11 protein-coding genes are annotated in these 14,238 nt (G+C 49.8%); 6 read left to right on the top strand and 5 right to left on the bottom strand.

Annotated features, from left to right (window positions below):
* Positions 1–84: 84 nt before the first annotated feature.
* Together P9L94_16240 and P9L94_16235 are read left to right on the top strand one after the other, a co-directional pair.
* Entirely contained in the window at positions 85–2,148 is a 2,064-nt protein-coding gene (locus P9L94_16240; GenBank protein ID MDP8245635.1) for a TonB-dependent receptor, read from the top strand.
* A 91-nt stretch (positions 2,149–2,239) separates the two neighbouring features.
* Positions 2,240–3,532: a hypothetical protein gene (locus P9L94_16235; GenBank protein ID MDP8245634.1), complete on the top strand. Its 1,293-nt coding sequence runs from the start codon at positions 2,240–2,242 to the stop codon at positions 3,530–3,532.
* 62 nt (positions 3,533–3,594) lie between these two features.
* Here the strand turns inward: P9L94_16235 and P9L94_16230 are convergent, their stop codons facing one another.
* From P9L94_16230 to P9L94_16215, 4 genes are all read right to left on the bottom strand, one after another.
* On the bottom strand, positions 3,595–4,836 hold the full coding sequence (locus tag P9L94_16230; GenBank protein ID MDP8245633.1) for a spondin domain-containing protein: 1,242 nt from the start codon (positions 4,834–4,836) through the stop codon (positions 3,595–3,597).
* Between the two features lie 519 nt (positions 4,837–5,355).
* A complete protein-coding gene (locus P9L94_16225) occupies positions 5,356–5,928 on the bottom strand; it encodes a sigma-70 family RNA polymerase sigma factor (protein MDP8245632.1) in 573 nt (190 codons plus the stop codon).
* Positions 5,925–7,226, bottom strand: a complete 1,302-nt coding sequence (gene mtaB / locus P9L94_16220) for a tRNA (N(6)-L-threonylcarbamoyladenosine(37)-C(2))-methylthiotransferase MtaB (protein MDP8245631.1) — start codon at positions 7,224–7,226, stop codon at positions 5,925–5,927. The genes P9L94_16225 and mtaB overlap by 4 nt, the downstream gene beginning before the upstream one ends.
* Positions 7,227–7,371: 145 nt before the next feature.
* Positions 7,372–8,115 (bottom strand): RsmE family RNA methyltransferase, encoded by a 744-nt coding sequence (locus P9L94_16215; protein ID MDP8245630.1) that lies wholly within the window; start codon positions 8,113–8,115, stop codon positions 7,372–7,374.
* A gap of 124 nt (positions 8,116–8,239) precedes the next feature.
* Between P9L94_16215 and P9L94_16210 the strand changes: the two genes are divergently transcribed.
* The 3 genes from P9L94_16210 to P9L94_16200 all read left to right on the top strand — a co-directional run bounded on the left by P9L94_16210 (position 8,240) and on the right by P9L94_16200 (position 10,958).
* Entirely contained in the window at positions 8,240–8,413 is a 174-nt protein-coding gene (locus P9L94_16210) for a hypothetical protein (GenBank protein ID MDP8245629.1), read from the top strand.
* 79 nt (positions 8,414–8,492) lie between these two features.
* Entirely contained in the window at positions 8,493–9,230 is a 738-nt protein-coding gene (locus P9L94_16205; GenBank protein MDP8245628.1) for a hypothetical protein, read from the top strand.
* Between the two features lie 27 nt (positions 9,231–9,257).
* Positions 9,258–10,958, top strand: a complete 1,701-nt coding sequence (locus P9L94_16200; GenBank protein MDP8245627.1) for a hypothetical protein — start codon at positions 9,258–9,260, stop codon at positions 10,956–10,958.
* 5 nt (positions 10,959–10,963) lie between these two features.
* On the opposite strand, the gene P9L94_16195 is transcribed toward P9L94_16200, so the two are convergent.
* Positions 10,964–12,865 carry a DUF2723 domain-containing protein gene (locus P9L94_16195; protein ID MDP8245626.1) on the bottom strand — a complete coding sequence of 634 codons (1,902 nt, stop codon included), beginning with the start codon at positions 12,863–12,865 and terminating at the stop codon, positions 10,964–10,966.
* Positions 12,866–12,953: 88 nt separating this feature from the next.
* Between P9L94_16195 and P9L94_16190 the strand changes: the two genes are divergently transcribed.
* A complete protein-coding gene (locus tag P9L94_16190) occupies positions 12,954–14,234 on the top strand; it encodes a serine hydrolase (GenBank protein ID MDP8245625.1) in 1,281 nt (426 codons plus the stop codon).
* Positions 14,235–14,238 lie beyond the last annotated feature (4 nt).

The following is a 14,238-nucleotide window of genomic DNA, read 5'->3' as shown; positions in this document are numbered from 1 at the left end:
TGTGAATCAACCTGATTCATGTATTCTCTATCTTGTAAGATGTTATAACAAAATGTGATCTAATTTCAGTCTATTAAAAACTTCATGCGCCATTTACTTTTCATCCCGTGTCTAATTGCCTTATTTTCTATCGGCTTCGCTTTTGCTGAGAGCGAAACGAGGGGCATTGCGCTTTCACAACTTACTGAACTGAGTTTGGAAGACCTGCTCCAAGTTGAAATCACGTCCGTTTCTAAGAAAAAAGAATCGGTCTCCGGTGCGCCTGCGGCGGTCTTTGTTATCACCAACGAAGACATCCGCCGATCAGGGGCAACCAGCATACCGGAAGCGCTGCGGCTTGCGCCGGGGCTGATCGTTGCGCGGATTGATTCAAATAAATGGGCAATCACCTCACGGGGTTTTAATGATCGTTTATCCAATAAACTCCTGGTGCTGATTGATGGGCGCTCGGTATACACGCCTTTGTTTTCGGGCGTATATTGGGAATTTCAAGATGTCGTTCTCGAAGATATCGACCGCATCGAAGTGATCCGCGGCCCGGGCGCGACGTTGTGGGGCGCGAATGCTGTCAACGGCGTCATCAACATCATTACCAAAAATGCGAGAGAGACTCAAGGCGGGTTGGTCAGTGTCGGTGGGGGGACGCAGGAACACGGCTTTGGAACGGTGCGGTACGGCGGCAGTCTTGGCGAAGACTTTTATTATCGAACTTATCTCAAATACTTTAATCGCGACGGCTACCTCGATGAAAACGAAAACGAGGCGGAAGACGATTGGGACATGTTGCGTGGTGGATTTCGCGCCGACTGGCAAATGGATGAAAACGACTCATTAACGCTGCAAGGCGATGGATACGGCGGGAGCGTCGGCAATATCTATACGTTCCCGAAACCCAATGATCCATTTTGGGTTTTTGAAAATGTGAATGATAACGCCCAGGGCGCCAACTTTCTTTCGCGATGGACGCGCGAGTTTTCAGAGGATTCGGATTTATCGCTGCAATTCTTTTATGACTATACCGAGCGCGACCATTACGCCTTCCATGAGCGACGCGACATTCTTGATTGGGATTTTCAACATCGCTTTAAAATTGGCGAGAGACAAGAATTGGTCTGGGGGCTGGGCTATCGCCTGAATCTGGATGATCTGCAAGGCGGACAAGAAATTAATTTTGATCCTGACAGCCGCACCGACCAATTATTCAGTGGATTTGTACAAGATGAATTTGAATTGCTTCCAGACAAATTACGGTTGATACTCGGCTCGAAATTTGAGCATAACGATTATACGGGATTTGAGATTCAACCAAACGCCCGCATGGTGTGGACGCCGGATGAAAACCACTCATTCTGGGCGTCCATCTCGCGCGCCGTCCGTACGCCGTCGCGCGGCGAACATGATTTAGAACGATATGAAAGCGCAAGAATTTTTGGCGATGATCTGGCTCTTCCTTTTGATATTTTGATAAAAACAGTAGGGAACGAAGAGTTTTTGTCAGAAGAACTCATTGCCTATGAAATCGGATATCGAACGATCATTTCAGAGAAAGCATTATTCGATGCGACGCTGTTCTTTCATGATTATGATCGGCTGCGCGTTGCGGTGAATGGTGACATCGAATTTATGGTTGATGACCTCGGACGTCCCTTTATAGAACTTAGCAGCCCGCTTGTGAACGATATAGAGGGGACTATCTATGGTTTTGAAGCGGCCTCAACAATCAATGTCGCTGATTGGATGAAATGGAAATTGGCCTACACACTTTCCGTCGTAGAACTTGATTATCAGCGTGTTACTTTACTTGAAGGCGCTGAAGAAATTGAAGAAACCGTAACGCCGCAGCAACAAGTTTCATGGCTGACGAGCATCGACGTGGCGAAAGATGTCGAACTTGATTTATGGCTGCGTTACGTCGATGAAATTCCCTTTCCCGATTACAGTTTATTTCTTGCCGATGGCCAGTTGGCTGACCACATAAATCTGGATATTCGGATTTCATGGTCGCCGAATGAGAACATTGAACTCTCTGTTGTCGGACAAAACCTGTTGGATTCCAGCCGCCGGGAATTTTATGATTCTCCCTACTGGTTTTCTGCGCCAACCTATATAGATCGAAGCGTTTACGCAAAAGCAACTTTCCGATTCTGATTTAATTTTCGCTATTCTTTCAATTGACTGCCATAATAAACAAATCACTTTGTTAATCCATCTGTCTTTTATATCCAAAGGGGAATCAAACATGTCTCACAAAATTTTATGTTCAATCGTTGCGCTATTCATGGTTGTTGGAGTTGCAGTCGGGCAGGAACTCGATGACGTTGTCATCGTGACGGACGCAATTTTTGGTCAACAGTTTCCTGATGTGACTTACAACTCGACGGACAATACGTTTCTTGTGGTATGGGAAGAACAACTGGTTGATCGTGTGCATGACATTCACGGCGTGATCGTGAATGGTGATACTGGCGCGCCAATCATGGAGCCGTTTTTGATTATGAGCGACCCCGCTGGAATGGAGGCGCCGGAAGCCGCGTATAACAGCACGGACAACGAGTTTGTTGTTGTTGCGCGTATGACCAATAGCAGCCAAGCCTATGGTCAACGTGTGGCGACTGATGGTCAGCTGCTAGGCAATTTCACTGTGATTGACAATAGCGGCGGCCCGACGTTTTTTGATCCTGCCGCCCGCGCCCGCGTCGTGTCAGTCGCTTATAACGCAACCGATAACAAATACATTGCTGGATTATCACAGAACCCTTCCGCCCAAATTCTATTTCCCAATCTTGATCTGGATATTCCCGTTGACGTATTCGGCAACGGCACCAATTCGTCAGTCGCGTGGTCAAGCGTTAGCAATGTCTATCTGGTTGCTTGGGAAGACCGCGAGTCGCGCAATACTGGCTCCGAAAATTTGAGCGCACAACTATTAGATGCAAACGGTGAATTGATTGGCGAAACGCTGTTTATTCGCGACCAGGAATTCGCCGAAGAATCGCCAAGGGTTGCCTACAACTCCGATGACGATCAGTTTCTTGTGATTTGGGATGAACGCATTGGCTTCTCCGAAGGCCTTGATCCTCAAACAGCGACTGACGTAATCGGGCAGATTGTTTCTGCGGATGGAAGCCTGGTTGGAGAGCCGGTTCCCATTGAGAAAACGACGGCCTACTCGCTTCGTCAGGACGCCGATTATAGTTCTGCTGCTGGCGTTTATCTTGTCGTTTGGAAAGGCGACCCCAGCGGCGAATTTGCCTTCGCTGATATTTATGGGCGATTTATTGGGCGGGACGGCTCACTGGCAAGCGATATTTTTCTGATCTATGACGGCGGCGATGACGCCACCGAAGACTTCGGCAGCGAACGGTATTATGACGAATCGAAACTGCCTGCCGTAGCGACGAACACGCAGTCGGGTGATTTTTTCGTTGTATGGGAAGAAGACGGAACGGAAGGCGATCCCGACATTCGAGATATCTATGCGCGTTTTGTTCGGGGCAGTAGTTCAATCACAAAAAATTGGCAGCTCTATTAATAAGAAATAACGTCGCTTCAAATAAGCAGGGCGGGGAGCAATCTCCCCGCCCAACATTTTGCTTATTCGTACAATGTCCAGTCGGCGACGTTTGATGTGCCCTCGCTTCCAGAAATAGTAATCGTAGCCGCTGGCGGCCAAGCATAATCCAGCATCCCATCAGGATCATCAAGAACCGAATAGGAATTGATTTCAGCAACTAGGCCGTTTTCATCCGGCCCGCCGGCGTTTCCATAGAATGGAATATGTTCCACAAGCCCGGTGTTCATTTCTGTTCCCGCGTCATAGGCGACTGCTTCAATAGAAGCCGGGGCGCCCATGGTTGGAAGTTCTACGCTGTTAATTCCGATGAATACGTCATTCGTTCGTGCAAACATACTCACGACGCTGACAAGCATTCCGGGCGCCGCCATGAATGATGTTTCATGCTCAAAGCCAGGGCCTGTTCCCGCGACGTTGACGGAAAAAACGCCTTCCGTAGGAAATAACTCACTAACAAGCGTGTCTGGCATGCCTTCTTCTGCGATGATTTCTAAACCCGCCGAGGCTTCGCTGCCGATGGTAAACACTTGAGCGCGTGAATCGTGGACAACAACGACGGGAGGCGTCAGCGGTTGGCCTTCGCTTGTTCCTGTGATGTTGATGGTGTAGTGAAGCGCATTCGCTAACGGGGTAATGATGATTTTCGCTGATGGAGGCCAGGTGAAGTTTTCTTGGCCATTGGCTGGGTCGTCTTGAATGGTGAAGGCGTTTGCGATTTGGATGGTCCCATTTTCTTCTTCGCCGACAAACTCATTGCCATAGGCTGGGATGTGAGCGATGAGACCAGTGTTCATTTCTGTGCCAGCGTCATAAACGTCTGCGTCAATTTCGACGGGAGCGCCTTCACCAGGCAATGCCATTGAGGAAACGCCGATGAAATTGTCATTGGTGCGGGCGAACATGGAGACGAGTGAAAATAAATCTCCCGGTTCAGCATCAATGAAAAATTTAAAGGAACCAAACGTCGGGGCGCTGCCGCCGACATGGACGCTTTGTACGCTGCTGCTGGCATTGGCTTCGTCGACCAACATGTTTGGGTGACCGTCTTCAGCCAGCGTCTCTAAACCAGGAGTCGCAGGTCCATTGATCGCAAACAATTGATAGCCTGCATCATGGACTACTGCAACCGGCGGGGTTAGCGGCTGGCCCGGTTCTAAGTCTCTTACTTCAATGTGATAAACCAAAGCATAGGTCGGCATGGAAGCCGAAAGTGCTACAACGAGAACCGCAATACCAAACAGATTAACAATACGACGCTTCATACACAAAACTCCTTCTGCAATCAAAAAATTTCCATTTCTCTCTTTTATAGTGGTTGCCAGAATTATGTGCGGATTGAGTTTTGTTAACTCTCTCTCACGCTGAGCCTCTGCCTGCGACAGGCAGGCTACGGGCGCGCTTAGCGCACATACTTTTGACAAACGCTCTGACGGAAATGGTTTGCAGTAAGTGAGTCGAAGCGGGAGGTGAAATCTTACAAAAAAAGTGAGTGATTAAAAAAAAGGCAAGATTGAGTCGTAAAGGAACTACTGATTCAATTCATCATCAATGGATTTTTGTATTCGCTGTTTGGCTTCAGACGGCAGGGCGGTGATGAGTTGTTCTTCTTGGTCCAGCTCGCTTCCAAGAGAGTGCAGAAATGTAATTTGAACACGAAAGCGCCTGCACCATTTGCAAACAGTCAAATGAATTCTCAGCGCGAATCTTTCGAGGAACGAAAGTTCTCGATCTAAAGACGCAGACAATAGAATGGATGCTTTCTTACAAGAAATCATGACGTCCTATTTTTTGAACCAATTTATTTCCAGACATTGCCTCAGCCGAAGCCGCGCGCGATGAATGAGGACTCCTAAGTGAGTCGTTGTGATGTCCATCATCTTACAAATTTCTTCGCTATTTGTTTCATCAAACACGCGCAGCGAGAACGCGTCCGCCATTGGTTCGGGTAGATTTTCGATGCATTGGTTCAATGTCAGCCAAAATTCTTTTTCGTTTAACGATGCGCTGGGGTTCTTCCATGTAGCGGGATGGTTTTTCCAGTGGTTGAAATAATCAAACCATTGGCGGATCGGATAGGTGTTTTCTAAGTCGCTCGACGGATCGAGGATTTCTTGTTCGCGGTATTTTTTTCGCAACATATCGTGAATCTTGTTGCGCAGGATGCCGATTAACCAAGTGCGGACGGTTGACTTACCTTTGAACGAATCTTTAGCGCGAATGGCGGCGATGAAGGTTTCCTGAACAGCGTCTTCGGCCTGGTCTGGATTTTTTAACATCCGTAACGCATAGCGATATAACACGTCGCCGTAGTCTTCCGCCCAATTTTGTGGGGACAAAGTAGTCGTTTCATTCATTTGCTTAAAGGCTTTCCATGCAGTCGGCCGTTTCTTAGTTGGTCAAACTGGACAAGGATTTCTTCGCCTTTTTGTATTGGAAGAGGTGAGGTGAATTCGGCGCGAAGATAGTTTGAAGTATAGCCGATAAATCGGCTTTGCTCGGATGATTCACAAAGAACGGGCAACGATTTTGTCAAATACGCTTGCTTGACTTTATTCGCGGTTTCGTTGGCGATGCGGTCGAGTTCAATGCGGCGTTGTTTAATTAGATTCGGAGGCAGATGGTTCTTCATTCGCGCTGCGGGCGCTTCGTCGCGAACCGAGAAGGGAAACGAATGGACGCGGTTGAACCGGCTGATACGGACTGACTCAAGCGTCTGTTCAAAATCATCATCGCTTTCATCCGGGAACCCGACCATGATGTCTGTCGAGACTTCAAAATTGGGGATCAGATCGCGGGCGGTTTGTATTCGTTCAAAAAAGGACTCCCGCTGGTAAGGGCGTTTCATTCGGCGCAGAATTTTGTTGGAGCCGCTTTGGATGGGCAGATGCAGATGCGGGCAGGCGATGTCGCCGTAGTCCGCCATCACGCGAAACAAATCATCGCTCACGTCTTGCGGTTCCAGCGAAGAGATACGAATGCGCTTAACGCCCTTGATGTTGGCTAATTCTTCGAGGAGATTGTGTAGCCCAAAATCTTCGCCGATGCCGTAATGTCCGATGCAGATGCCGCACAAGACGACTTCCGGGTAACCCAAATCAATCATCCGGCGCGCTTCATTCATTACTTCAGGAATGGGCCGACTGCGGGCGACGCCCCGGCTGGTGGGGATGCTGCAAAAGGTGCATTTTAAATCGCAGCCGTCTTGGATTTTAATGAACGCGCGGGTGTGTTCGTGAAAGATTTCGATGCCGCCGCCTTTCCAGAGGTGGCTTTGGTCTTCGCATCCCCAACCGAGTTCGTCGGCGATGCGCGCCGCCCAGGCGTCTTGGTCTTGAATGGGGACGATTTCGTCAACGCCTTCAATCGCTCCGATTTCGAGCGGTTTGCGTTCCGAGTAACATCCGGTGACGGCGACGCGCGCATCCGGGTTTTGGCGGATCAACTTACGGATCATCTGGCGGCCTTTGCGGTCGCTTTCAGAGGTCACCGAACAAGTGTTCACCACGATTAAGTCCAGCGATTCATCGGCCTCGCCTTGCAACTGAAAGCCGCGTTGCATCAGCTGGGTGCGGATGCGTTCTGAGTCATATTGATTGACTTTGCACCCTAGGGTATGAATGGAGAAGCGCGGCGCGCGCGTGCTGGTGGTCATGGTTTTGTTTTCTTATTTGGTTCTTCCGTAAAATTGGATACTTTTTTTATACATTGAATTGAGATTTCGCTGCATGTGGCATGGGTACAACCCGGCTCACTTACCGGATGAACCTCTTATTTTCTAATGTCGGGATTATAGCAGCCTATTTTTCTGGATGAGGGGAAACTGCGCTGAAAATTCCCCTGCGGTCTTGTACCAGCGCTACGCCCACCGTAACAGCCAACTCGCTGCGCAAAATCCGGGGGCCAAGGCTTCTGGTTTGAACTCCCATCTGTTTTGCCCAGTCAATTTCATTGTCGGTAAAACCGCCCTCCGGCCCAAAAATTAATTGCATCGGGGCTGTTGTGAATTCAAATCGAAGCGCTCGCTCTGTTTCATTTTCCCAAAACAAGACGGATTGTTGGTCGATTTTGGCTGCTTCTTGTAATGGTTTGTCGATGATTTCTATTGTTGGAACCGTGGAGCGCCCGCATTGGCGGCAGGCCTCAATCGCGATTTTTTGTAGACGCGGTTGTTGGTCGGCTTCGGGGCGGCTCACGCAACGCTCCGCATAATAAAACACGATTCGGGTTACGCCAAGCGGGGGGAGATCGCGAACGATGCGGTCTTTATTTTTTCCTTTAACGGCGGAGATCATTACGGTTGTCTCTGGGATGTTGTCGCTTGGGTTGTGAAGATGCTTTTCAAGGTCAAGCGAGAGAGCGTTTTTCTGAGACGCTGCGACAGCGTAAATATAGCAATTTCCGTCTCCATTGAAGCAGTCGATCCGTTCCCCTCGCCGTAGACGTAAAACTCGTGATACGCTTAACGTATCCGAGTCGTCGAGGCAGAGCATGGGAGCGCCTGCGCTTGGAACAAAAAGACGGGTCCGTATTTTTTCGGTCACTTGCCGCACCTGTTAAAAAAGGATGGTCTGAACCCTTGCAAAGTTTAGATTCTATTCGTATGCTAATTGGTTGCGGAAGCGTAGTACACCCGTCGAATTCTTATTAGACAAAAGGAGTTCTCCGATGGCGGAATTAGTAAGTGATGAACGGCGTATGGAAATTGTGGCGATGGTAACTTCATCGTATATCAGTGCATTTAACGGTGACGATATGCGTCCGCCTGACTCCATCACGATTAGCCGGTTTATGGACGATATTATAACCAAACTGGATGAAAAATTTCCCCGCCCCGAATAAGGTTGCGGGGATTTTTTCGTCCTGGCTGGTCAAGCGCTGGCCGAAAATTTTAACTTTCTCATACGTAAGGTAGGTTTGTATGGACCCGAGGTTGTCGCAATTGCTGGTATTGCAGGAAACGCTCAGCGAACAACGAGAGATTGAATCTGAGTACGATATCATCCCCAAACGGCGCCAGGAAATCGAAGGCCTGTTTGGCGCGTTGGAAGATGCTGTCGAAGCCGCGAAAACAAAAATTCAAGAATGCGAAACTGAGCAGAAAACCCGCGAATTAGATTTGAGTTCCAACCAAGATAAGCGGGTGAAAAAAGAAGCGCAGCTGCTTTCCATCAAAAATAAAAAAGAATACGACGCCACCCTGGGCGAGATCGAAGCCCTCGACAAAAAAAATCAACGCATCGAAACCCGGATGCTTGAGTTGATGGAATCGGTCGAAAAAGCCAACAAGACCATTGAAGAAAAAACCGCTGAACTTGACCTGAAAAAATCGCAATTCAGCGGCGAGCTTGGCGCTCTGGAAGACCGCGCCAGCGAGATGAACTCTTCGATTGAAGAAGCCAAATCGGCTTCGCAAGAAGTTGTTGATAAAGTCAATCCCAGCCTCTATCAACGCTTCATTCGCGTATTCAATTCTCGAAATGGCTTGGCTGTGGTTCCCGCGAATAACGGGCATTGCGGCGGGTGCAGCGTACGGCTCACTCCACGGATTATACAGTTGGTCAAACGGGGTCAGGACGTAGTGCAGTGTGAGGCGTGCCATCGTTTTCTGGTTTGGGAAAGCGATGAACTGATCGACGACGACCAAGCCCTCCTGTAAGGGTTCGGCGGGCGGAGAGGTGGAGCCGTGTTGACCGTATCCGGGTCCGACTGGAACCTGATTCGCGTGAAGTGGCTGCGCATGGTGCGCTATTGGCGTCGGTTTAACCTCGACGCTTTTTTGCAGGCGTCAGCGTTTCTGTTGCTGCTAGGATTGTTTTGGACGCTATGTTTCGCAGGCGTCAGCCGGTTGTGTAACAACCTCGCGACGATTGACGTGATTGGCCCCATCATTCTTACGCGCTTTCTCTCGCTTGGTTTTTTCTCTGCGTCTCTCATTGTTTTTCTTGGTCACGCCCTCACCGCGTTTGGTTCACTGTTTCGTGGGCATGAACTGCCGTTGCTCATGTCAACTCCCTACCATGTAAGCAATATATTTCGCATCCAATGCTGCGAGGCGTTGATACGCGGCGGTTGGGGATTGGCCTTGCTCTGCATTCCCGTCTTATTGGCCTATGGATGGGCGTTAGACGCGCCGCTCATTTATTACCCCATTGCTTTGATCGGTATGCTGGGATTTTGGGGCGTCATCGGCTTGTCGGGAATCATCGCGATGGTGTTTATCGCACGCTGGATTCTGGGGCGGCCTTATCGGACGTTGTTCGCCAGCACTTTATTGTTGACCACCGTTTTTTCATTGGTGGGATATGTAGTCGCAAACAATAGTGATTTGTTCACCCAGGTTGACGCGCAGGCGATTGGCGAGCGCCTCGCGAATATGCAACTTTCAACGCTGCCCTATTTACCCAATCAATGGTTGGCAAGCCTGTTGACCGCTTCCGTACAAAATGATTTAAAGGGCGTCGGCATCAACTTGCTCTTGCTGGTTAGCGGCGCCTTCCTGCTCTGGCAGTTTGCGATGGAGTTGGGAGACCGCTGGTATCGCGAAGCCTGGTTGTGGTCGCAAGAACGCATCCGCATTAGCCGGTCGCGCGAGTCGAAAGAATTCCATCCGCGCGGGCTGCGCGCCATTCCGTTTTTGCCGAAAGCGTCGGGCGCGATTTTGCTGAAAGAAATCCGGCTGTTCATGCGTGATTTTTCTCAGTGGGGGCAAATGGTGCTCATCATTGGCCTGGTGTTGTTTTACATCGCCCACATGCAGAACGTGAATCTAGAAGGGACTGAATCAGAAGAACGCGCCTACTTCCTTGTGTTTTTTAATATCATGCTGCTCGGGTTTATTCAGGCCACGCTTTCACTGCGGTTTACTTTTCCCTCGATTAGTCTCGAAGGTCGCGCCTTTTGGAAAATCATGAGTTCCGGCGTGGGGATGCCGCGCTTTTTCTTTACCAAATATTACCTCCATGCTTTCTTTTTGCTGGTCATTGGCGAGAGCATGTTGTATCTGTTGAACTCCATCCTGCAAGCGGACGCAACACTGTGGATGATTAGCTCGACCTCGTTACTTTTGTTTGCGTTTGGGTTTACCAGTTGGACGATGGGGCTAGGCGCGGTGTTTCATAAATTTGACGCGACCAGCGCGGCGGACGTGAGCTCAAACACGGGCGCATTGGTGACGATGATTTTAACCATGTTATATTTTGCTGTGAGCGCGGCGCTGTTGGGGCGCTTTGCGCTCGATCATACCCCTGGCGTTGATTTCTCGACCTTGCTTGCTATTGAACCGGGGCTGATGATGTGGGTTACGCTCTTTTTGTTATGGCAAACCTGCGCCATTTTGATTCCTGTTTGGTATGGTCTGCAGAAACTGCATGAATTGGAATGGTAGTCGAATCAACCAGCGGGTTTTAATACTTCAACCAAATCATACGGAAACACGCGAACTCCATACATGGGGTCGATGGTAAAGGCTTGCACGGCGCCCCATGAATCGGCAATGACAAATGTATAGCCCTCCTGATAGTCTCCAAAACGAACGTCTTGCAACTCAACGTATGACAAATACCCGCCCTCGGTTTTGTGGCTCACAAGTTTGGCTCTTGAGCGAGGAGGTGCAACCTCAATCGACTCAAAGTCGCGCTTGACGACGAAGCCTTCGCTCTCCGTGCCGAAGTTTGGGTGGTACGCAATCACGCATTTCTGGTTCATATCCTCTTGGCTGATTTGAATGCCAAGTCGCTGAAATGCATTGGCCCAATTCAAGCGGTCGCTCGCAACCAAACTGGGCGAACCAGCAATGAAGACGCTTTTTCCTTGCGCTGTTTTTTGTAACCGCTCGAAAAAGGTTTCATTGAGCGGCGAGTTTGTGGGTGAATAGATACGTTGAACTTGAAGCCCAAGCCTTTGGTAGGCTGCGATGTCAGAAAATGTGAATGCGCGTCGTCCCGCAGGGATGGTCTCGCCGCGCGCCGAGAGGGGAACGCCGTACACGATGTAATTAAATGTTTGCGCGGCGAATTGGGGCAGAATAAACGGCTTCACGTCAAAACGGTTTTGCTCCATGCGGTAGTAATTGAATAACTGTTCGTAGGTATAGAACCCCGCGTCGAGTATTGAATCGTTTGGAACCTGCCTGAGCATTTCTTGAATGGGCTGCGGCTGCGAAGCGCGGTATTTGACTAACTCTTGCGGCGGCGCTGTCCATCGGAAGCCGACGAAACATACGACAACCAGAGAGAGCAACGGAACATAAAATTTTTGATGGTTCTTAAAACAAGTCGGCAGGCGATGCGCAATTAAAAGCAAAACGAGAATAAGCGCATGGGGAAAATATTGGTCGATGTCTGCGATGTCATAGGGGCCGCAGATAATGAACCAGGTCAGCAAACTCGCGAGCAACAATAGCTCGCTGCGTCTGTATTGAATCGCTGCGCGGACGTTCGCGGCTGCGGCGACCAGCGCAATGATGAGCGCGGGCCAACTCCATTCCTGCGCGAGCCGAAGGCAGAGCGCCCCGCATTTTTGTATCCATGAAAGCATGGTCTCATCCGCAAACAATAGGGTGCGATATCCGCCGCCCATGACGTAACTCACATACCCGCGTACGTCCAATTCGCCCCCGTCCATATAGGGAGGCTCCATTTGTAAGCGCAAATAAAACAAAGCGTGTACGCCGACGAAAACAAATAAGGAAATAGCAATTGCCAGAAGGACGCGTTTGACGCGGGGCCATTTCGGTCGGTTCAAAAACAAGAACAATAAAAAAGCGGGCAGCAGCGTGATGGTCAAAAGATGATGGAGAAACGAGAGCGTTAGAATAAGAAGTAAGAAGAGAAACCGCCGGGGCGTCGGCGCCTGTTGCCATTCATACGCAATCCGCAAAAACAGTAGCATAAGAAACCAATGCAGCGAATAGACTTCCGCCACGCAGGAGTAACTCCATACGGCGGGAGTCGAAGCGAAAAATGCGGAAAGAGAAAACGCCGTCCAGTGTGAGGCGCCGAGCCGACGGATGCTTGCGTATAACAAAAGAAGAGACGCTAGCGAGAAAAATAAACTCAGGACATTGGCTTTGAACGCGTACGTAGAAATCGGAATTTTTGCCGTCGCCCACAAAAGTCCCATGTATAATGGGTAGCCGGTGGGGTGGGGGGCGCCGAGCACAGGCCCGATCGCCTGGAATTTAATACTATCGCCGCTGAATCCGGGTTTGTCGAATAAATAGGGCAAGTAAAGTGCGCAAGCAATTGCCAGCAGCACTCCAATCGCGACAGCATCACAATATCGTTGTTTCATTGATGAATGGAGATGGTTTCCCTACAATTATTAAAGAGGCGCAAGTTACTGTATCATTGGAACGGCTAAGAACGAAGGAGATGACATAATGTTGAGTCGCCGTATTGCTTATGTATTTCTATTTATTTGTTGCGCGGGTATCAGTTTCGCGGAGACCCCAAATCCGCTGCCTTGGGCGAACCCTTGGGACGTTGGCTTAGATTACGAATACGTCAACGCGGCGTTTTCTGACTTGGCGGGAGAAGTGGAAAACAAAAGCGGGCCGGGCGGCGTCGGTATGATTATCAAAGACGGCAAGATCGTCGCGCGGCGCGCAGTGGGCAATATGCAAACCCAAATGATGAGCCGTGGATCTGACGGCGATATCGTCTATACGCCTGCGCAACAACCCATGATGGAAATGACCATTTTTGATATGGCGTCCGTTACTAAAGCGGTGGCTTGTACAACTTCGATCATGCTTCTGGTTGAACGCGGACAGTTAGATTTAGACGCAACCGTTGCGAGTTATATCCCCACCTTTGGCGCGCGCGCGAAAGACCAGGTCACCGTTCGCCAATTGATTACCCACACCTCGGGGTTGCCAGCGTGGTTCCCGTTTTATACTTTGTTTATTGATCGACAGGATGTCTACCGCCAAATTGATGAGGCGCTCTCGTTGTCTTACAAACCGGGCGACAAACGTATTTACAGCGATTTGGGCTTCATCATGTTAGGGCGCATTGTCGAAGTGATTTCAGACGAACGCCTGGACGTATTTACTCGCGATAACATTTTTGAGCCGTTGGGTATGGAAGACACCATGTACTTACCCGACTTGCAGCACCGCTTGCGCACGGCGCCGACCGAATATGACTTGATGCGCGATAAAGAACTCAAGGGCATCGTCCATGATGAAAACACCCGCGCGATGGGCGGCGTTTCCGGCCATGCCGGGCTTTATTCGACTGTGAACGACTTGGCGATCTTCGCCCAGATGCTGTTAAACAAGGGCGAATTCAACAGCGTCCGCATCTTCAAAGAAGAAACCATTGATCTGATGCTGAAGCGACAGATTGCGGAAGGGCCTCGAAAAAAAGGCAGCGGATTTCTGCAAAGCCGCGAGCAGCTGATCGGCTGGTGGGGAATGGACGACAAGTTGACGTTACACGGCGGCGGCGGGTTGCCCTCAACGTCGGCGTTCGGTCACCAGGGTTTTACCGGTACCATGATTTGGGTTGACCCCGAGCACAATTGCGCGGCGATTTTGCTGACCAATGCGGTGCACCCCAAACGTGCAGAGGCTTCCAAACCGTCTCTGTTCCGCGCGTTTTATATTAACGTCAGCAAAGCGCTGGTCGGCGAAAAGGTGAACATTCTCGAACCATAATTCA

Source organism: Candidatus Hinthialibacter antarcticus (assembly GCA_030765645.1).
Taxonomy (GTDB): domain Bacteria; phylum Hinthialibacterota; class Hinthialibacteria; order Hinthialibacterales; family Hinthialibacteraceae; genus Hinthialibacter; species Hinthialibacter antarcticus.
The sequence above is the reverse complement of the archived record's forward strand: the minus strand, read 5'-3'. Positions and strand labels throughout refer to the sequence as shown.